General features: G+C 38.0%; 19 protein-coding genes. 2 read left to right on the forward strand and 17 right to left on the reverse strand.

What is annotated here, in order from left to right; genetic code table 11:
• Positions 1 to 5: 5 nt before the first annotated feature.
• The 5 genes from IPK91_00965 to IPK91_00985 all read right to left on the reverse strand — a co-directional run bounded on the left by IPK91_00965 (position 6) and on the right by IPK91_00985 (position 6,523).
• Positions 6 to 3,089, reverse strand: coding sequence for an efflux RND transporter permease subunit (locus tag IPK91_00965; protein ID MBK8295868.1), 3,084 nt, complete (start codon positions 3,087 to 3,089; stop codon positions 6 to 8).
• A 6-nt stretch (positions 3,090 to 3,095) separates the two neighbouring features.
• Positions 3,096 to 4,166 (reverse strand): efflux RND transporter periplasmic adaptor subunit, encoded by a 1,071-nt coding sequence (locus tag IPK91_00970; protein MBK8295869.1) that lies wholly within the window; start codon positions 4,164 to 4,166, stop codon positions 3,096 to 3,098.
• A 121-nt stretch (positions 4,167 to 4,287) separates the two neighbouring features.
• Entirely contained in the window at positions 4,288 to 4,782 is a 495-nt protein-coding gene (locus tag IPK91_00975; protein MBK8295870.1) for a winged helix DNA-binding protein, read from the reverse strand.
• A gap of 320 nt (positions 4,783 to 5,102) precedes the next feature.
• Positions 5,103 to 5,321: a hypothetical protein gene (locus IPK91_00980; protein ID MBK8295871.1), complete on the reverse strand. Its 219-nt coding sequence runs from the start codon at positions 5,319 to 5,321 to the stop codon at positions 5,103 to 5,105.
• A gap of 182 nt (positions 5,322 to 5,503) precedes the next feature.
• Positions 5,504 to 6,523 (reverse strand): DUF3667 domain-containing protein, encoded by a 1,020-nt coding sequence (locus tag IPK91_00985; GenBank protein MBK8295872.1) that lies wholly within the window; start codon positions 6,521 to 6,523, stop codon positions 5,504 to 5,506.
• Between the two features lie 515 nt (positions 6,524 to 7,038).
• On the opposite strand from IPK91_00985, the gene katG reads away from it, so the two are divergent.
• Positions 7,039 to 9,237, forward strand: a complete 2,199-nt coding sequence (katG, locus tag IPK91_00990; GenBank protein MBK8295873.1) for a catalase/peroxidase HPI — start codon at positions 7,039 to 7,041, stop codon at positions 9,235 to 9,237.
• Between the two features lie 164 nt (positions 9,238 to 9,401).
• On the opposite strand, the gene IPK91_00995 is transcribed toward katG, so the two are convergent.
• The 8 genes from IPK91_00995 to IPK91_01030 form a co-directional block, all read right to left on the reverse strand.
• Positions 9,402 to 9,641 (reverse strand): AbrB/MazE/SpoVT family DNA-binding domain-containing protein, encoded by a 240-nt coding sequence (locus tag IPK91_00995; protein ID MBK8295874.1) that lies wholly within the window; start codon positions 9,639 to 9,641, stop codon positions 9,402 to 9,404.
• Between the two features lie 204 nt (positions 9,642 to 9,845).
• The gene (locus IPK91_01000; protein MBK8295875.1) at positions 9,846 to 10,325 is read right to left on the reverse strand and encodes a tail fiber protein; all 480 of its coding nucleotides are present in this window, start codon (positions 10,323 to 10,325) and stop codon (positions 9,846 to 9,848) included.
• A gap of 136 nt (positions 10,326 to 10,461) precedes the next feature.
• Positions 10,462 to 11,124 (reverse strand): peroxiredoxin, encoded by a 663-nt coding sequence (locus IPK91_01005; GenBank protein ID MBK8295876.1) that lies wholly within the window; start codon positions 11,122 to 11,124, stop codon positions 10,462 to 10,464.
• Between the two features lie 196 nt (positions 11,125 to 11,320).
• The gene (locus IPK91_01010; protein MBK8295877.1) at positions 11,321 to 11,884 is read right to left on the reverse strand and encodes a dihydrofolate reductase family protein; all 564 of its coding nucleotides are present in this window, start codon (positions 11,882 to 11,884) and stop codon (positions 11,321 to 11,323) included.
• A gap of 4 nt (positions 11,885 to 11,888) precedes the next feature.
• Positions 11,889 to 12,695: an alpha/beta hydrolase gene (locus IPK91_01015; protein ID MBK8295878.1), complete on the reverse strand. Its 807-nt coding sequence runs from the start codon at positions 12,693 to 12,695 to the stop codon at positions 11,889 to 11,891.
• Positions 12,696 to 12,856: 161 nt separating this feature from the next.
• Positions 12,857 to 13,129, reverse strand: coding sequence for a hypothetical protein (locus tag IPK91_01020; protein MBK8295879.1), 273 nt, complete (start codon positions 13,127 to 13,129; stop codon positions 12,857 to 12,859).
• Between the two features lie 160 nt (positions 13,130 to 13,289).
• Positions 13,290 to 13,658 (reverse strand): VOC family protein, encoded by a 369-nt coding sequence (locus IPK91_01025; GenBank protein ID MBK8295880.1) that lies wholly within the window; start codon positions 13,656 to 13,658, stop codon positions 13,290 to 13,292.
• Between the two features lie 23 nt (positions 13,659 to 13,681).
• Positions 13,682 to 14,128 carry an SRPBCC family protein gene (locus IPK91_01030; protein ID MBK8295881.1) on the reverse strand — a complete coding sequence of 149 codons (447 nt, stop codon included), beginning with the start codon at positions 14,126 to 14,128 and terminating at the stop codon, positions 13,682 to 13,684.
• An 83-nt stretch (positions 14,129 to 14,211) separates the two neighbouring features.
• Between IPK91_01030 and IPK91_01035 the strand changes: the two genes are divergently transcribed.
• Positions 14,212 to 14,637, forward strand: coding sequence for a helix-turn-helix transcriptional regulator (locus IPK91_01035; protein ID MBK8295882.1), 426 nt, complete (start codon positions 14,212 to 14,214; stop codon positions 14,635 to 14,637).
• Between the two features lie 166 nt (positions 14,638 to 14,803).
• Here the strand turns inward: IPK91_01035 and IPK91_01040 are convergent, their stop codons facing one another.
• The 4 genes from IPK91_01040 to IPK91_01055 all read right to left on the reverse strand — a co-directional run bounded on the left by IPK91_01040 (position 14,804) and on the right by IPK91_01055 (position 21,076).
• On the reverse strand, positions 14,804 to 15,796 hold the full coding sequence (locus tag IPK91_01040; GenBank protein MBK8295883.1) for a fibrobacter succinogenes major paralogous domain-containing protein: 993 nt from the start codon (positions 15,794 to 15,796) through the stop codon (positions 14,804 to 14,806).
• Between the two features lie 1,218 nt (positions 15,797 to 17,014).
• Entirely contained in the window at positions 17,015 to 17,323 is a 309-nt protein-coding gene (locus IPK91_01045; protein ID MBK8295884.1) for a type II toxin-antitoxin system RelE/ParE family toxin, read from the reverse strand.
• On the reverse strand, positions 17,308 to 17,538 hold the full coding sequence (locus IPK91_01050; protein ID MBK8295885.1) for a hypothetical protein: 231 nt from the start codon (positions 17,536 to 17,538) through the stop codon (positions 17,308 to 17,310). Before IPK91_01050 ends, IPK91_01045 begins: the two co-directional genes overlap by 16 nt.
• 187 nt (positions 17,539 to 17,725) lie before the next feature.
• The gene (locus tag IPK91_01055) at positions 17,726 to 21,076 is read right to left on the reverse strand and encodes a T9SS type A sorting domain-containing protein (protein MBK8295886.1); all 3,351 of its coding nucleotides are present in this window, start codon (positions 21,074 to 21,076) and stop codon (positions 17,726 to 17,728) included.
• Positions 21,077 to 21,130 lie beyond the last annotated feature (54 nt).

The following is a 21,130-nucleotide window of genomic DNA, read 5'->3' on the forward strand; positions in this document are numbered from 1 at the left end:
ATAATTTACTGAACCAACAATTCTGCATGATCTGTTTTTGTGGAATGTTTTTTCTTTGAGATGTAACTATACATCGAAGGAATGACAAACAAAGTCAAGAGCAATGAAAACATCAAACCTCCAATAACTACGATTCCCATTCCCATCCGGCTTTGAGATGCCGCACCAAAAGAAATTGCAATGGGAAGTGCACCCAAAGAAGTTGCAAGACTGGTCATTAAAATAGGACGTAAACGACCAACAGAAGCCTGGAGGATTGCTTCTGATTTTGCCATTCCTTTTTCCTGAAGTTTGTTTGCAAATTCAACGATCAGGATTCCGTTTTTTGTAACCAGCCCGATTAACATGATAATTCCAATTTGACTAAATATATTCAAGGTTTGATTAAAATACCAAAGCGAAAACACCGCTCCGGCAATTGCCAATGGAACGGTTATCATAATAATGAGTGGGTCGCGAAAGCTTTCAAACTGTGCAGATAAAATAAGGTATACCAACAACAAAGCCAAGCCAAAAGCAAATGCCAGACTCGATGAACTCTCAGCAAAATCTCGGGAAGCTCCGCTTAAAGCCGTAGTAAACGAATCGTCCAATGTTTTAGCTGCAATTTCCTCCATCGCGGCGATGCCTTCTCCAATTGTTTTTCCTGGAGCTAATTGGGCACTTACCGTTGCAGACATGTATCGGTTAAAATGATACAGCTGGGGTGGACTGCTGCTTTCTTTGGTCGAAACAATATTATCCAATTGGATAAGTTGTCCGACGTTGTTTCGAACATAAATTGATTTAAGATCAATCGGTTTATCCCGGGATGCTCGTTCAAATTGGCCGATGACTTGATATTGTTTGCCAAGCATATTAAAATAAGCCAGGCGTTGCGGACTAAAAGCCAATTGCAAGGTTTGTGCAATGTCTTGTACAGATACTCCCAGGTCGCGCGCTTTGTCCCGATTTACTGAAACGTTCAATTCAGGTTTGTTGAATTTTAAATTGGCATCTACCACCTTGAAGGTTTTATTTTTTGAAGCTTCTTCCATAAAGACAGGAAGTTTTTCTTTCAAGCGTTCGAAGTCGGGAGCTTGTAAAACAAATTGGATCGGCAATCCACCAAATCCTCCGGTTGAAATGGTTTGTTGTTCAACTACCGAAATTTTAGCTTCAGGAATTAAGGAGGATTTTTGAATAATGTATTGTGCAATTTCTTTTTGACTGCGTTTGCGTTCATCCGGATCTTTCAATGCCAATCGAACAAATGCAGAATTAGGCGAACCTGTGCCTGCAAAATTTGGTGCAGTAACTGTTAAACACACTCTTTTTTCCTTTATTGAATCCTGAATAAATTGTGTCATTTTATCCACAACGGCATCTGTGTATTCAAAGGTTGCGCCTTCAGGGGTGCTCATTAGAATTCGCATCCAACTTCTGTCTTCGACCGGGGCAAGTTCTGATTTTAATCCGGAACCAAAAAACCAAATCATAAACCCGCAGACTGCAATCAAAATAAAAGCCATCCAACGAAATGACAGAAACTGATTCAACGCATGTTGATACCCGGAATTGAGTTTTTCAAAATACGGTTCTGTTAATTGATAGAATTTACTTTTTGTATTCGACTTGCGCACCAATTTGGCATTTAACATAGGAGTCAATGTCAAGGATACAAAAGCCGATATTAAAACGGACCCAGCCAACACAACGCCAAATTCCTGAAACAGTCTTCCAACAAAACCTTGCATAAAAATGACGGGTAAAAAAACAGAAGCCAGCGTGACCGATGTAGAAAGTACTGCAAATAAAATTTCATTAGACCCCTTTTTTGCAGCTTCTATTGGCGACATGCCGTCTTCAATTTTTTTGAAAATATTTTCTGTAACGACAATGCCATCGTCAACGACCAATCCGGTAGCTAATACTATGGCCAATAAGGTTAATACATTGATGGAGTAATCCATCATATACATGATAAAAAAAGCGCCAATCAGGGATACTGGAATATCAATCAAGGGTCGAAAGGCTACGATCCAATCCCGAAAAAAGAGGAATATGATTAAGATCACCAAAAGGATAGCAATCAACAAGGTTTCGGCCACTTCATTTACTGCCTTTTTTACAAACTTGGTATTGTCAAGCGCTATATTAATCGAAAAGTCTTTGGGCAACTCTTTTTTTAGTTGTTCAAATCGTTTGTAAAATTCATTTGAGATATCTATATAATTCGCACCGGGTTGCGGCACCAGTGCAAGCCCTATCATAGGGACCCCCGATTCTTTTAAGACCGTTTCTTCTGCTTCAGAACCTAAGCTAGCTTTGCCAATATCACGAAGTCTTACGATCGTACCATTTGTATTTTTTATGATGAGATTATTAAAATCATCTTCACTGCTTAATTTTCCTTTTGTATTAATTGTAAGTTCGGTATTGTCACCTGCAATTTTTCCACTTGGCAATTCAACATTTTCACGATCCAATGCTTGTTTTACATCCAGGGGAGTTAAACCAGCTGCTGAAAGTTTTGCAGGATCAAACCAAATACGCATGGCATATTTTTTCTGACCCCAAATTTGAATGTTGCTGACTCCGGGAATGGTTTGCAATCGTTCGGCGACTACATTTTCTGCATAATCGCTAACTTCCAGATGGCTCAGATTTTTACTCTGAAACGTCATGGAAATGATTGCATCTGCATTGGCATCTGATTTTGTCACCGTGGGCAATGCATCAATGTCTAATGGAAGTTGTCTGACCGATTGCGATACTTTATCGCGCACATCATTGGCCGCCGCTTCCATATTGATGCTGATATCAAATTCAACGGTGATCACACTGGATCCCTGGTTGCTGCTGGATGAAATGGATTTAATTCCGGCGATGCCATTCAATCCTTTTTCAAGGGGTTCTGTGATTTGACTTTCAATGATGTCAGCATTGGCACCGGAATAATTGGTGCGCACGGTAATAACCGGCGGGTCTATGCTTGGATATTCCCGCACGCCTAAATACTTAAAGCCGATTACCCCAAAAAGGATAATCAGCAGATTCATCACAATCGTGAGTACGGGTCTGTTAATGCTGGTAGTCGATAAACTCACGGTATGTTATTTAATGATTCTTAAATCAGTTCCTGGACGCAAGCCCATGATGCCTGTTATGATGATACTATCTCCAGCTTGAAGGCCTGAAAGAATTTCTACTTTGGTCTCGGTACGCAATCCGGCTTCAACCGGAACGGCTACTGCTTTGTTATTTCGGCATACAAAAACCTGTTGTCCTTTTAAAATCGGTATAATCGCTTGACTGGGCACCATCAAGGCATCTTGTTTTTTGTTGAGTACCAATTCTATTTTTGCAAACGAACCAGGAAGTAATTTATTCCCTGGATTTTCAGCTTTTGCCCGAATTCGAAGGGCGCGGGTTGAGGCATCAATTCCTGGTTCAAACGCATAAACCGTTCCCCGATATTTTTTATCAGAACCTTCTGTACTAAAATTAATGGCATTGCCTGTTTTTATTAAACCGGCGTAACGTTCCGGAATCGAGAAATCGATTTTAACAGGATTGAGTTGTTGGATACTGGTCACAATTTGTTGCGGTGTGATATAGCTGCCTACACTGATGCTTCGCAATCCTAAAATGCCATCAAAAGGCGCAGTAATATTCGTACGACTGATTTGCACTTTCAAAACATCCGCATCTGCTTTTAGTGAACGTACTTGATTAGTAGCTTGGTCAAATTCTTCACGACTCAGTCCCTGGATGTCAACCAATTGTTTTGAACGAACTAACTTTTCTTCTGCCAAAACGATTTCAGCATTTATTTTTTTTAATTGTGCTTGTATGTCGGCATCATTGAGCTTTACCAATAATTTTCCTTTGGTGACCGGAGCGCCTTCATTGATATAAAGCCCAATCACTTTTCCGGAGATTTCAGGTTTTAGTTCAACCGTTTCATTTGCAAGCAGGGAGCCGCTCGCAAATAAATTATTATCCAAAGTTTCCGGTTGAAGCACAAATACGCTCACCGTTGCAGCTGGTGGCATTGGTTTAGCAGCGGGTTCGCCTGGTTTTGTTGCAGGTGAATTCTTATCATCCTTAGGCGCTGGGAAATAGTAAATTTTAATCAGCACTAAGGCGACAATAAGCAGGGCAATTGAAACAAGGCTTTTCATATAGTTTGTTTAGGATCTCTTAATATTCAATGATTGGAATTTCGTTTTGGATTTAATTTAATTTTATTTTCTTATTTCTTAAAATACGAATTCTGTGGATTCAAGCAATTAAAAATTTAGTTTATGCTTTTGATTTAGCTTTCTGAACAGGTTTCAATTGCATCATCATCGGCACACCCACCTCAGCATCCAGTTTCGTTGAAATTTTAGAAAGCGATTCAAAAAGGAGCTGTTTATTCGATTCACTAAGTTCTGAAAACATTTTTTTATTAATTTGGACGATGGCTTTTTTTATTTCTGGAATCAATTTAAGTGCTTTTGGCGTCAGTGAAATCAAATGGGCTCTCCGGTTCTTGCTGTTGAGTTTTTTACTGATCATGCCTTCTTTACTCAAGTGGTCCATGATCCGCACCATTTGAACTTTATCAATTAGAAAATAATCGGCAATGTATTGTTGCGATACAGCCCTGTTTTCGTGGTCTAATAAGAGCAATACCGAAAAATTACGATCCAACTCCAGGTGTTTTAAGGATTGGGAAAGCACACCAAAGTACTTTTTAGTAATCAGAGCCAGCGTGGTGCCCAAAGGCAGCCATTCGTTGCAGGTACTATTCATCTTACAATAGCAAACAGTTAACAATGTAAACTGTTTAAATAGAACTAGAATTTGTTTAAATCATTTGAGGGTAAGGATAATTGCTTTCAGCTTGCACATACATTTTGCGAAATTTCTAAAACCTGTTTGAAACCACATGAACGTCCAAATCATTTACTCAACCGGATCAAATATTTTAAGGGTTTCCGCCACTTAAATCCATGGTAAAAGATATCGTTTTGGCTATTGAGCAAATTACAGATACATTTAAAAAGGTATCAATTCTAAGTAGCAGCTATTTTTAATAGAATTCAATGGTTGTGAAATATATAAAATATTTCCTAAGGCATTTTCTTTGCGGAAGCAGCGTCTTTTTTTTCTAATTTTAATTGAACAAATAAAGAAGCACAAACCAAACTTGCGCCAAAAGCTTTTAAAAATTCGCACACATCTTTGGAGATTTCAAAGTAAGAATGAGTAATTAAATCAAAACTCATAAAAATGCTACCTGCAACAATCAACAGGATGGTCGGTCTTTTGATGCGATTAAATAATTTCATCTGGTTGCTTTAATTTATGTAAATATAGGTCTTTATTTTTAAAATCTTGATTCAATTTACCAATTTACCAATTTAAAAGCATTTAAAATTCTGTCCAATGAATTATTAGAAATTTACAATTTTAGTGGCCTGATTGGGATTCTGCAGTGCATGTATTTTATCAATGAATGCTCACAGATAAATTACCTTCCTGAATTCAAAGAAATTGAATAATGTACCAACTGATATACTGTAAAAGACAATAAACAGGAAATCAACATCCGGAATGCGGTAGTTGGCCAATTAAATTTAAATACTTTTTTAAGTGAAATAAAAAGAAAGACAACCAGTATCATCAAACTAAGCAGTAAAAGTACTCTCAAAAACAGAATACTGATGGACGAGAAGATCATTATTTCAGAAAGCATGATGGAATATATAACCAAGAAAAAGCAAGCGAAGTGTACAGAATAAATTATGGCATCATAATATAACAGTCCTTTTTTATAAAACATGACAAACAGGATGCCGGCATTAATCGGAATCATTATTAAAAAAAGCCATTTGAATATGCTAGAAACCATAAGACCTACTTCAGGAACCGTCATGTTGCGACTGATTCTGAGCTTTTTATTTGCTGCAAAAAAACGGGTAATGAGGTTGTTGTTGTAGCCAAATTTTGTCAACCAGTCTGCCAGCCGATTAGAATCTGTTTTTTTTAATTCCCTAAGATTGGAATTGCTGATTTCAGGATTTTTCATAAACCAGGAAAAAGGGGCTACTAAGATGACATCCTGTATGCTATCCGCGGATTGATCAAAGATTTCTCCTATGGTTAAGTTGTTTTCGATTGCCTCCGCAGCGTATGATCCGAAATAGCCTGATTTTGCAAGATTTTTCTCAAATACACCAATAACCAGGAAGGCGAATATTGAGATAAAAATAAAGAGTCGCAAAGGAGGCGTATAACGACCTCGGATGTTGTTGATGTAATCGAGAGAGATTTGCCCGGGTCGTACTAACAATACTTTAAAGGAATACCAGAATTTTGTGTCAAAATGGATTAAAGTTTCCAGCAACTCATATGCATAATGAATGAGTGGGAACCTTGGGTTGTGATTTTCCTGACCACAATTTGGACAATAATTAACGTGTTCGCCTTTAGCTGCAAATTCAAATAGGCAATTTGCACATGCATGTTGTTTTAATTTTTTTCGACTCATGATGATTTAGGCAGGTGGAAAATTAGTGTTCAAAATCGTTGAGAATTGGATTTGGATAAATAAACGAAAAGTCTGCATTGTGATGTGGTCATTGCAAATTTATAATTTTCCAGGAGAAAACAGGCCCCCCATTATGCTTCTGTGCTTCCAGTCGTTTAAAATTATCATAATATTTCAAACTTTCAGCTATGCAAATTAATGATATTTCTATCCTTTGTAACTTTTTGCATTTAGTTTTTTTCTTATTAAATCACCAAAGAAACCAATGCTGACGAAAATCAATCAATTAAAAAATTTCATTGACAACAATCTTACAGAGAGTTAACAACAAATTTCTAAACTATTCAAACTTATAGGCAATTTTAACGTTTCAATTTTAGTGAATGTATGTTTGCAGTTGCATTTAAAATTCATGAGGGAATTTGAGTAACGGATTGCAATAAATTCTAAGAGAAAGACATAAGTATTCAAGATTTAATATTAATTCTATAACAAATAATAAACGAACCATCTAAATGAGCGAAGAAAGCAAATGCCCTTTTTCAGGGGGAAAAATTAAACAAAGTGCAGGCAATGGCCCTGGCAACCGCGATTGGTGGCCAAATCAGTTAAAACTGAATATTCTACGGCAACATGCAGCTCAATCCAATCCAATGGATGCTGAATTCAATTATGCGGAAGCATTTAAGTCGCTGGATTTAAATCTTGTTAAAAAAGATATTTTTGAATTAATGACCAACTCGCAGTCCTGGTGGCCAGCAGATTATGGGCATTACGGACCTTTCTTTATCCGGATGGCCTGGCACAGTGCAGGTACTTACAGGATTTCTGACGGTCGTGGGGGAGCGGGTTCCGGCACCCAGCGCTTTGCACCACTCAATAGTTGGCCCGACAATGCCAATCTCGATAAAGCCCGATTGCTGTTATGGTCTATAAAACAGAAGTACGGTAAGAAAATTTCCTGGGCAGACTTGATGATTTTGGCTGGTAATTGTGCGCTTGAATCCATGGGATTTAAAACCTTTGGTTTTGGCGGTGGCCGGGAAGATGTTTGGGAACCCGAACAAGATATTTATTGGGGTTCAGAAGGGAAGTGGTTAGATGATAAGAGATATTCTGGAGAGCGAGAGCTTGAAAATCCATTGGCAGCTGTCCAAATGGGATTGATTTATGTCAACCCGGAAGGTCCTAATGGAAATCCGGATCCAATTGCTGCCGCCCGAGATATTCGCGAAACCTTTGCTCGGATGGCCATGAACGATGAAGAAACCGTTGCATTGATTGCCGGCGGACACACCTTCGGAAAAACCCACGGTGCTGCCGACCCGAGCCAATACGTCGGTCCGGAACCAGCCGCTGCTCCGATTGAAGAACAAGGTTTGGGATGGAGAAACAGCTTTGGAAATGGTTCGGGCGGAGATACCATCACCAGTGGATTGGAAGGTGCCTGGACAACCACACCAACCAAATGGAGCAATAACTTTTTTTGGAACCTGTTTGGTTATGAGTGGGAATTGACTAAAAGTCCGGCTGGTGCACACCAATGGAAACCAAAACATGGGATGGGTGCAGATTCGGTGCCAGATGCCCACGATTCGACCAAAAGACATGCTCCAACCATGTTGACAACCGATCTTTCACTTCGTATGGATCCTGCCTATGAAAAAATATCCAGACGATTCCACGAAAATCCGGATGCATTTGCAGATGCATTTGCACGGGCCTGGTTTAAATTGACCCACCGGGATATGGGTCCTATAGCGCGTTACCTTGGTCCGGAAGTTCCAAAAGAAGCGCTCATTTGGCAAGATCCCGTTCCTGCAGTTAGCTATCCACTCATTGATCATCATGATGAAGCCATTTTAAAAGAAAAGATTTTAGCATCGGGGCTCTCAATCTCCGAGTTGGTTTCAACGGCCTGGGCTTCCGCCTCAACATTTAGAGGATCAGACAAACGAGGAGGCGCAAACGGCGCACGGATCAGACTCTTGCCGCAAAAGAATTGGGAAGTCAATCAACCAGAACAATTAGCTAAAGTAATTCAGGTACTGGAGAAAATTCAAAATGAATTCAATAAAGCACAAAGCACAGGGAAGACGCTTTCAATGGCCGATTTGATCGTTTTAGCAGGAAATGCGGCTGTTGAAAAAGCTGCACACCAGGCAGGACACGAAGTAAAAGTACCATTTACAGCAGGACGCACCGATGCAATGCAGGAACAAACCGATATCGATTCCTTTGCAGTACTTGAACCGCTGGCTGATGGATTCCGAAATTATGCTAAAACAGCTTACCGTGCAGCAGCCGAAGAACTTTTAGTGGACCGCGCCCAATTGCTTAACTTGTCAGTACCCGAAATGACTGTGCTTATTGGAGGGATGCGCGTTCTCAAAACCAATTACGATCATTCCAAACACGGGGTGTTTACCAACCGTCCGGAAGCACTCACCAATGACTACTTTAGAAATTTACTTGACCTGAGTACAATTTGGAAGGCCATCAGTCCGACACAAGAATTATTTGAAGGAAGAGATCGCACCAGCGGACAAATTAAATGGACCGGAACCCGGGTTGATTTGATCTTTGGTTCTAATTCAGAATTACGTGCTCTTGCAGAAGTATATGCTTGCGATGATGCACAAGAGAAGTTTGTAAACGATTTTATTGCAGCATGGACGAAAGTGATGAATTTAGATCGATTTGATTTGATCTAATTTTTCGAGTCGACAGGTCTGTCTAACAGAAACGATTATGTTTTTAGTTGAACAGACCTGATGATTCTATTTTTCTTGGGTGTCCAAACAAAGGTTTTACCCAACTATTTTTGAGTATTAATATTTATATAAATTTATAATAGCAATATCGTATTGAATTATTTTCATGTCCAAGATGTTTCTTCCTTAAATGCATCCGGTATTAATAATTCATCATCTTCTAGTTTTCTCATCAATCTAAAGGCCTCATTCCAGTTAGTCCTTAACTTTTTGACAGGTTCGATGACAATACAATCATGCTCTAGTCGAATATTTGCGACATCATTAATTTTATATTTTTCAAGAATCTTCTTACTTAATCGAATTCCTTTAGAATTGCCTAATTGGATCACTTTGATTTTCATATTTACTAATTTTAAAATTTATTACATTGTAATTACATATTTGGCTTTTCTAATAATTATTGTCAATTTTCCTTTTCTGTAAACTATAAAATATTATTAATCAATGTAGAACATTACAATTATGAATTTTAACTTTTGAAGATATTCTTGCATTTGGATGCTCCTTTGTATTTAGAGCAAAAATAATCCATATTGAATTTAATGCTACGCTCTCGACGGAAATGGTCCTTTTGTGGATATAATAAATCGAGTATTAACAGCGGCTGATTTTAAATCGGGCAATGCGAAGGTCGTATTGCCATCGCCACCATAAAGTGTGCCGATCAATGCGAATAAAGCTTGATTGTTTATATTAAGCAACTGGCCTTCACAAAATTCCCAACCAATCGGCAATTTATCTCCAGAATATGGTATTATAATTCCAAGAAAATTTAAATTATCCAGAAAGCCGGATAGCGATATAATAAAACGAACACCTCCGTATCTTTTTTCTTCTTCCCTTAAATCTGGAACAGCAAACAAGGTTTTATCTTCATCAGCAGAAACTGAACCTAAGTTTGTGTACAAATCCGGAAACTGACGAATGGGCAAGAGTTGTCCTTTGCAAAAAGCCCAATTGTAAGGTTCAAAATTACCTGCAAATAACACGATGGGTTCATCAGACGCGATGTTTTTGTTAATCATAGAATGCTAGGTAATTAATTGGTTTCAGTTTTTTAATAAATTGCATCAAAAATTCCCAATATTCTAAAAGTCTAACAAGCTAAAAAGCTAACAAGCTGATAAGCTAAAAAGCTAACAGTCTAACAGCCTTGCAAACTTATTTATCCGGCTGCGGTACAATCCGCAAATACGGTTTGATGGTTTTCCATCCTTCGGGATATTTTAGTTTGGCTTCTTCATCAGAAACTGAAGTGACTATAATTACATCCTCGCCATCTTTCCAATTTACCGGTGTAGCTACTTTGTGTTTGCTGGTAAGTTGCATGGAATCAATCACGCGCAAGATTTCATCAAAATTGCGACCTGTAGTCATTGGGTAGGTCAACATCAATTTAATTTTCTTGTCCGGGCCTATTACAAACACAGAACGCACGGTTTGATTAGTAGCGGCCGTTCTTCCTTCAGATGTTCCAGGTTCTTCTGCAGGTAGCATGTCAAATAATTTTGCTATAGTAAGTTGAGGATCTCCAATCATTGGATAATTTACCGCGCAACCTTGGGTTTCTTCAATGTCTTTTTCCCATTTCAAATGACTTTCAACTGGGTCAACACTCAATCCGATAATCTTGCAATTGCGCTTTGCAAATTCCGGTCCGAGTTTAGCCATATATCCCAGTTCGGTAGTGCATACCGGTGTAAAATCTTTTGGATGGGAGAATAGGATTCCCCAACTGTCGCCCAACCATTCATGAAATTGAATACTGCCCTGGGTGGTATCAGCTTTAAAATCGGGTGCGGTTTCGTTTATGCGTAATGACATGTGTTTGTTTTTAAATTGTGATAGATAGGTTGTTTGTGTCGTAAATATAAATAAATTTGATTTTTGATATGCTAATTTCTCGATGGCATAAAAAGCATGTTAAGGAATGCATAGCATGTGCCTTGTTTCCGGACTATCCATCTATTAAAATCAATATCCCTGTTTTGTTTTTAAGAGGCTCGTTTGAATTATGCAATCAGGAAGTCTCAACCAGTTGCGACTCATAATACAGAATAATTGCACCGCAGCTAAATGATTTTGTTTTATAAAGTTTTAAAGGAATGCTATGCTGGATGTTTTTAAATAAGGACAATCCCGATCCTGCAATAATTGGATGTACAGCAATTTGGAATTCGTCAACCAATCCCATATTCGCAAGCGCTACTATTAAACTTGGACTGCCAGCATAACTATTTTTTGCTGTTTGATGCTTGAGATCTAAAATTTCTTCTCGATTGATTTCGTTTTTCAAGCTTGAATTTTTCCAAGCTACTTGTTGCAATGATCGTGAAAAAACAATTTTTGAAGCTCGATCCATTTCTACAGCAAATAGGTCCATTGCATTGTTGCCAGTAGGATTATTTACAACAGAGGGCCAATAACTTTCCATAAGTTGATACGTGATCCTTCCATACAAAAGTGCTCCCGCATCACGTAACAACTCAGCGTAATGTTGATGAATTTCATCATCTGCCATCATTGCTGTGTGGTCGCAATAACCATCGAGGGTCATATTCATGGTTGCAATCAGTTTACCCATGTGTTTACTTTTTATTTTTGTTAAGGAATTTTTCTATAATCGGAACCGCAAGATCTCGTTCATTGAAGTCAGAATCTATCGTAGTTACTTCACCGATATAGGTTCCATGTCCACCAGGGAGGATGGCCAATTCAGAGTCAGCAAGGAGTCTATGCACTTCCAGGGCATGTTCAGGAGTAATAACATCTTTGTCGCCGATTATAATCAGCGTGGGGGCTGTAATGGATTTAATTAGCTCATCCGGAATGTCTTTGAAATTTACCATTCTTTTTGCATCCCGGTCGTGCATGATTAGTAAGCCATTCGGATCAGCTGCAACTTTGTTATATCCATCTTTCAATGCTTCCGGCATATTCTCCAAACTCGCGTGTTCCATAAAACCCCAAAACCAATCCGGGACACCATTTCGTTTTGCAAGTGCAGATGCTAAAATAATTTTATCTACAAGTTCGGGGTGGCGGATCGCAATTTGTAAAGTGGTAGTTCCACCATTGCTAAACCCTAAAATAGCTGCTTTCCTAATGTTTAAGTTGTGGAGCAGTGTAGCAACATCGTCAGCATCTTGTTCAAATGAAAGGTCTGCATTTCGGTCGTTGGTTCGACCGTGCGCTTGCAATTCAAGAGCAATTACTTTTCTGTTTTTTGAAAGAAGTGGAATTATTTTTTCAAAATTAGTTTCAATGGTAGAACCACCTCCGTGTATCAGAACCAATGGTTTTCCTTGCCCATGAATTTCATAATACATATTTAGAGCGTTGACTTTTGAATAGCCGCTCTCATGCGTCGGGTTGCTGGGATTAGTTGGCTCCATCGATAGGGTGATTATTAAATTAGCTATTGCTGCTTAGACTTAATCTTAATGAAATAAACTGTGGAATTGGATTTGCTAAAAGCTATTAAGTTTATAAAAGTATAAACTAAAATCATTGATTTAAAGAAGCTATATCGTCACTCTTTAGATAAAGATTCATCTTAAAACTGCTTATTCAAATGCTGATATTCAATTTTAGCCATATAGGGGAAATACGGCAAGGATTCTATCAATGATATAGTTTGGGCCTCATCTGTATTTTTAAATAGCAGAACAGCATCTTTTTTTGTCACTGAAATAAAGAAACTTTCCAAGATACCTTCAAGCTTCCATTGATTGACAAATTCCATTTCTTTTTTTGGTAAGTCTGGATTGGATTTTATTGTTTCGATTCCTTGGTCCGAAAGTGTTATGAAAACCATTATCATATTCATGCCTATTAATTTGATTTTACCCTAATGCAAATCTAAAGCCAAATCTTATTCAATTGGTCTATTGATTCAAATTGCCAACAGTTCGATTGGCAAATTTTAATAATGTAGCTAAGACAAAAAATATGGCGACCGATTTATCAGCCGCCTTCTAAGGTGTAATTTAGTTCATGGAATGCAGGGCTATTTTATTTCCTTCGGTATCGACAATATGTGCCATAAAGCCATTTGGGCCGATGGAAGTTTTAGCTAATAGAATTTTTCCACCAGCAGCCTCAACTTTGGAAAGCGGAACACTTAAGTCCTCGCCACCGTTAAGATAAATTAAAGCACCGTTCATTGAAGGTTCAAAACCTTCTCCTTCCACAATGCCTCCTGTTACCCCATTTTGCATGTCGCCAGGCAGTATTCCATATTTATAAGCAGGGTGGGGCATTTCTTGAATTTCTGCACCCAGAAGTGCTGCGTAAAATACTTTAGCCCTTTCGAAATTTTTTACTGGAATTTCAAACCAGTTAATTGAATTTATCATGTGTATTAAATTTGAATTGATAATTAATGGGATTCAATATAAGACTTGAGACCCAGGAAGAATTTTTTAATCCCCTTGTCTGATTGCTTGCGGATCATAAGCAAGTCGAGTAATTTTCCGAATAATCCAAATTTAACGGAATAGTCCATCACTTGTTTTACTTTGGTTTGGTTGCCGTTTACTTCGAAGCTATAACGGTGGCTAAGTCTTGAAATTGGAAACGAGCAGTCGGTCAATTGAAAACTTAGTGCTTCATGTGGTTTGAATTCAGTAATATGTTCCTCAAACCAATTTTTACCATCTCCCATCTCTACCTTTCTTTTTGCACCGAGGCCTGTTTTTTCTCTGGAAATCAGGCTGGACTTTTTAACAGTTGGATCGTATTGTTCTAATCGTTCCAGGTCCGTAAGCAGCGTCCAAACCTTGTCGAGAGGCGCATTTACCAGGATTTCATTGTGCAGCGTAGCCATTTTGTTTTTGGATTTAAATGTTTAAACGCCTGCAAAGATAATTAACTACTTGTAAATTGCAAGTAGTTAAGTATCTTTGTATCGTGCTTGTACAAAAACGCAAATCAGACTGCCCTATAAATTTCGCTCTGGAAATCTTTGGCGACAGGTGGACTTTATTAATTATCAGGGATTTAATGTTTAAAGAGAAGAATTACTACGGCGAGTTTTTAGTGATGGAGGAAAAAATTGCAACCAACATACTTGCAGACAGGTTGGCTTTACTGGAATCGTGTGGGATCGTCACCCGAACCATTGATGAGCAGCATAATTCTAAAAAAATATACAAACTGAGTAAAAAGGGAATTGATCTGTTGCCAGTTTTAACAGAAATTATTTTGTGGTCTGCCAAATACGATCAGAACTCAGCCGTTGATAAAAAATTTGTTCGTCAAATTAAAAAGAATCGTGAAAAGATGTTTGGTGAAATTACAAATCATTTATTAGAGAGGAAGGCTAAGGGGGAATAGGCTAGAATCAAACATTTATTGCCTTCTAATTACTGACCATTATTTTAGGCTTTTCAGCTTAATAGCTTAAGCTGATTTGATAAGCTATTAAGCTAAAGTTTTCTCCTTAAACAATCAAGCAATCAGCCTCTAGCCTCCAGCTTCCCGCCTCTTCCTGCCACAAATCCTAATCTTTCACACAGCGAACAGACAATCCCTCGTTTGATAAGCTTTTTAATCTATAAACCAGCGTGTAGTTATAGTACAATTTGCGATTCCATATATAGCCTGGAGAACTTTCTGTGCCGCTCCACCAAATTCCATATTCCCCAAATAATGTAAAGGCTCCGGTGTATTCACGGTTGCCACCTGGATAACCGGAGAACCCGCTTGAATTGTTTCCATTTCCACTGCGGAACCAACCGTTGGCACTTTTCATTTTGCCACTTGCATAACCCGTTCCAAGTGTATTTGTAAGCGTGGTCCATTCTGCATCGGAAGGAATGTGCCATCCAGCTGGTGCAAGACCTCTTGCATCTTTAACGGCATACCAATTGTACAATTTGCCATTTTTTGTGCCGTTTGCTCCATCGTTGTTGTAATAACACCAAGCTGGTTGTTGGTTTTGACAAGCTGTATTCCATTCTACTTCTGTTTTGGCTTGAGGAATTGGGTCACCATTGCGGAATGTTGTTGCACCCAGGTTTTTAGACATCCAAATCTGGCTACCGATCGTTGTTTGTGTTTGAACATTCATCTGTAAAGGGGTAGACCATGCTTGTGTATTTGTTTTTGTACATTGTAAATAACAGCGATAATAGGTCTTAGAAAAAATTCCATCAGGAACCGCGTAAGTAGAATTTGTTGCACCGATAATGTTTGAATAGTTTGTGCCGTCTGTTGATGTTCGCCATTGGTAAGTAATTCCTGCACCTGCTTGTGCATTTGCAATTCCAAGGGTAAATCCGAAACCCGGTGCTATTGGCGAAGGAACGGTGCTGGTAGTCGCTCCGGGGTTAGGTGTTCCGGTACAATCCTGTCCTTTGAGTTGCGACACCCCAAAAATCAAGCTAAAGATCAAGGATACATTCTTGCTGAATTGTAAGAAAGAGCAAAATTGAAGATTTAGCTTAAGTAGCAATTCAAGAGCATTTTTTTGATTTGAGTAAGAAGAGTTCATTTTTAATAATTTTATTTAAAAACAAATGATTTAATACATAATATGTGCGATTAATTGTGTGAATATTGCATGCCTTGTTCCTATAAATAAAAGCAATTAACAGTCTCCCAGCTTTAAAATTCGTATTCAGATTGCAAACTAGCAAGCTAAATATAAGCAATGTACCAAAAGTATTAAATGATTATCAGAAGTTCAGAAAAAATTATTAAATGTTAATGGATTTTAGGTGATAGTTGATAGGAGTTAGTTGTTAGGAAGATTTAATTCATCCTTTCGAAATGCAGCGCGCGGCGAAATTTATTCAGAGCAGAATATGGGAAGGCTGAAGGCTAGAGGCTGAAGGGGAAGATTGTCTATGCCAAAAAATGCTTGACCATTATTATCACTGAATTTAATTGATTATTGAAAGCAGTTTTTATTTGCGTTCGAAATGCAGCGCGTGGCGAAAATTTTTCAGAGCAGAATAAGGGAAGGCTGAAGGCTAGAGGCTAAAGGCCAGAGGTTTGATTGCTGGATTAAATTCAATATCGTCTAATTTTTAAAATTGACTACTGATTTCTGACTTCTAACAACTGATTCGGTTTGCGCGGTGCCTTGCAGTCTAGCAATTTATGCAAGGGGTTACCAAATTATAAATCGAAGAGCAAGCCATGAATTTGTATCGATGTTCATTTTATAATGTGTTATATCGCATATTTTAGTTCCGCACCTACGGCGCTAAATTTTTGGATATGTTGCGTTATAAAGATTTCGCCCCTCTGGGGCTATAAGAGAATATTAATTTTGAGCTTCGTTTAAAGGAGAAGAAGGGAATAGGCGAAATGCTAGAGGGGGAAAATATCCATGCATGAATAGTGTTGAATGCTTTAAGCACTGAATTTAATTGATTATTGAAAGCATTTTTTATTTGCGTTCGAAATGCAGCGCGTGGCGAAAATTTTTCTCAACCAAATTTAACTAAGTTTTCTATAAATGGACATTCAGTTTAATTTCATCCAAAAACCAAAAGCGTGAGAAAAATTTGAGCTGAAGCCAGTGCATGGCTAGAGCGCCTTCATTTCGAACAAGCCTTTTGGTTCTTTTGGGCGAATGCAAAAGAACGGAGCAATTTGCGCGGTGCCTTGCAGTCTAGCAAATTATGCAAGGGGATACCAAATTATAAATCGAAGAGCAAACCATGGATCTAAAGACTTTTATGCAAATTCAATTTTAGCGCCGTCATTTTTGTTCTAATTTGATTCTTAGTTTAGACGGGTCTTGTCTAGTGTCCCAAATACTTAATATGTAAATCGTAGTATCATCTTCTTCAAATAGAATAAGGTAATCCTTCACAATTTTTACATATGCATTGCCATAATCAGTTTTTTTTCTCGGCATTGATATTTCAGCGAGAGAACTAACTGCTAATTTTAAAAGAATATTGAGTTTCTTGGGATAATCGGTTGACTTGTTTCTATTTAACCAATATTTTAAAATTTGCTTCTTTTCTTCCTTCGCGCCAATTGACCAGATTATTTGCTTAGCCATTCATCAATCTCTTTATTGACTTCATCGTCTGTTAAAGAATTGCCAGCTTTGATTTGTTTGTGTGCTTCATCTATTTTTGATTTTTGGGCTTCAGACAACTTATACAAGCCTTCATTTGTTTCAAATTCAAGTAAGCTTAATACCTCTTCGAGCACATAATCCTCCACAAATTCTAACTTTTTAAATACTTTTTCTCTTAATTCTAAAGTAGACATAATAATTTAATTATACCGTAAATGTAACAGTTTCACTAATAAATTGGTTCCGTTTATTAAATTTATTCCATCGTAATTTTAATAAAATCTTTAATGGTAAAGTCTTGTGATTTTAATGAACTTGATTTACCGCTAATTCTTAAATATTTTGAAGATTTAATTTGAAATCATAATAATTCAATTCTACTTATTCATTAAACACAATAACTTTTTTAGATTTTAATTTTTTCCCATCTCTGATCGATTCTATAAAATACAATCCACTGGGTAAATCTCGGATGGTTAGTGCGTGGTGATCATCCATTTTATAACTTGAATAAACGGTACCCGTAAAATTTATAACATTAATTTGATCAATGGATTTTATTGAATTAATAAATAATGTTCCATTATTGGGATTCGGAGAAACGAACAATTCATTTTCAGTATTTAAATCTTCATTCGCCACTACATTTGGACAAATATCCTGATTGTCTTGGATGGTTATAAGTCTTCTGCACGTATCGGTATTTCTACCTTCGTCCTCCACCCACATTTCCACATTTACAAGAAGTTCATCATGTGCTTTGGCCATTTCAAAGTCCTTGCAGCAAATGGTAATGCTTGTTTTAGTGGGGTCTCCATCGAAGTAAAACTTTAAATCATCTGGAGTTGTGCAATTATCACTCGATTGCTGATCCAAATCTTTTGCCCAAATCGTTATACAACCTGTATGTGGCAATGGCACGGTGATCACACCGGTTAAGCATCTGGCATTGGGTTTTAGGCAATCAGTAATAGTAAACACAAATGCTTTAGTGCTTGTGTTTCCAAATTTATCAGTCAAAGTCCAAAGGATTTTATGCGTACCAATCGGATAACTTCCGCTTGCAGAAAATGGGAGTTTCCTATTATCCGCAAAAGGGTTGTTACTAAATTTAGCAGTGTCTCCATTTTGATTTTGTAGTTTAGACAGGGGCCCAACTTGAAAATCAAACCCACCATAAATACCATTTCCATCGTTGTTAAGGTCTATTTTATAAGACCAAATTAGTTGAACAGGCTCAGTACAAATATCCTGTACATCTGCGGCTAAGTTGATGTGGCCAACACAGAAATTAAATTTGGAATCAATTTTTGCAATGCCGCAAGTGTCTTTCATGGGATTAATTTCAGGTCCATCACATCCATTGGCCACGATGGTTTGAGTGGCAGTCCACCTCCCAAAATTTGGATCAATCAAGGAATCATATTGGCACCAATCCGTTATGATCCATTTTCTAAATACTTTTATAGTAGTATCTGCTTGGATGTGAATAATAGAATCAACATATTGTATGGAAATTAATGCACAATTGTCATCTGCATTATTTACAATGATTGGTTTACCCAGTTCTTTTACATCCGGACTTAGATCGCGGTAACTTCCGTCAAAAATTAGTTCAGATTGATTGCAAATCCCATTAGGCCAAATTACATCCGAATACGTTGAATCATTGCAATGCAAACTATCAATATAAAATGGATCACAATCGACCACCCAAATCGTTTGAATGGCTCTGTAGCTACCAGAACCAATGATGCGTTCAATTTTACCTTGACCACATTCCCGCAAATCATTAATCGTTATATAAGGATTGGCGTTTCCGCAAGCATTGACAGCATAGCCATCTAAACCCCATTCCAATTCGTACAAACGTTCAACTTGTGTTGAATCAAAAAAGGCAGAAAAATAATTACAGGCTTTATTGGGTGCTGGTGGCGGAATTTGAGTACTGCTTACGTAACCCGGATAGCCCGTTTTCAAATTTTTTGCACAAAATTGAGGACATACTTTGTCTCGGGTAATTACTTTTTGTCTGCTGGAAGTATCGTTTAAAATTCTTCCAAAACTAGTGTCATTTGGGTCTAATAGTTTAGTATAATCTAAAGGATAGGCACAGCTCACAACCATATCAGGTGGAGCAACCACCTTTGGAACACTTTTATCTTGTACTAAAACTTCAGACAGGCAATCGTTGTATCTTCCATAGAACCTGCTGCCCGGAGTTCGCATAGTAACGGGTGCTATAGGACCTGTACCAGGATCTATATCAAACACTCTGAGTACAACTTTTATGGTACGTCCAACATCTGCGCAACAAAATCTGGTAAAATCGTCAAAGTAAACTTGATTATCTGCAAGCGCAGCATCATCATCACCATTTAGACCATTGCAGATGAGTGTATTGTTAGAATTGCTGCCGCTGGTAGTGCCAAGTAATTCATCCATTCTGATTGCCTTAAACCAAACTTTTTGTTGACAGTTATCAAAACTTCCTTCATCTAAGGACTCAGCAAACAATTTGGTCGAATTTCCTCCAGGGATTTGGTTCCCTGTAATTGAGACAGCGGTGCGTTGGACACATACTGCAGTAGCCGGAGTTGTATCTTCAACTTTTAAAACGACTGTTTTTCTTGCAACATTGCCAAAGGCATCGGTAATAATGATATCTGCAGTTTGAAAGCCAAGGGCGAGATTCGTAATGACATAACCGGTCGATTCATTTCCGATAACATCTCCATCTAAACTTCTAATTTTATAGGTAAAATTGGTATCACATCCTTGAATACCAGGTCGTGGAACTTGCCAGCGTCCTCTACAGATCCACGCTTCTGTGCCTACCTTAACGGTATCAGGAAAAAGTATCGTAGGTGCTATGGTATCGTACACCTGGCCACGACCCCAACAGGAATTTCCGGTGATCGGATCGAAAACTGTAAACTTAAAATCTTTTCCGAGGTCTGCTGTTTTTAATTGGACTCCAGGTTTTAAAGTATCTCTATCAATGACCGTATTAGTTATCCAGGATCTGGCTTCTACTTTGTAATGATCCCAACAATCATAAGGACCGGATCCAGACAGAATGAGGTCGGATGATATGTTTGTGCAACACATAGGATCTAAATAAACCCGGATATCATCAAAGCAAGACAAGGCTCTGGTGATAGCAGGATTGTAATTACAATCCACCACCCAAATGCTTTGTGTATCCAACAACACTTCATTGTTTGTGCCGATGAGTTTAAAAATTCTCAAGATAGATCCATAACTGGCTTTCTTATCCTGGGTTAAAACCCGCTTGTCAACGATAGAGATGGAAGGTACCTTATTACCGGCATTCAAATAATAGCCATCCAAACCCCAATCCAATACGTATTTTTTATCAGATTGGGCGGTATCATAAAATTGATTGAAATAATCACATGCAATGTTTGAAACAGGCTTCGGAACTGGATTGTTCGAAACAAATCCTTCATAACCAATGCATGGTAGCATCTTACAAAAATTGGCACAAACTAGATCGAGGGTTTGAATTTGGGTTCGTTCTGCTAGGGTATCCACCAGTTGTCCAAACGTTTTATTCGAGAGGTCATGTAACGCTGAAAAACTAAATTGAAACTCCCGCGAAACCACCACATCAGCCGGAGCCTCTAAGACCGTATTTTGCGCATTGGTTTCCCAGGAAATGCATGTGATAAAAAATAAACTACTAAGGATTGAAAAGAGGGTTTTCATATGATTTATTTTTAAGGGGAAGGAATTTACATTTTGATGGTGTTTGTTTATAAA

The organism is Saprospiraceae bacterium (assembly GCA_016712145.1).
Taxonomy (GTDB): Bacteria; Bacteroidota; Bacteroidia; order Chitinophagales; family Saprospiraceae; genus Vicinibacter.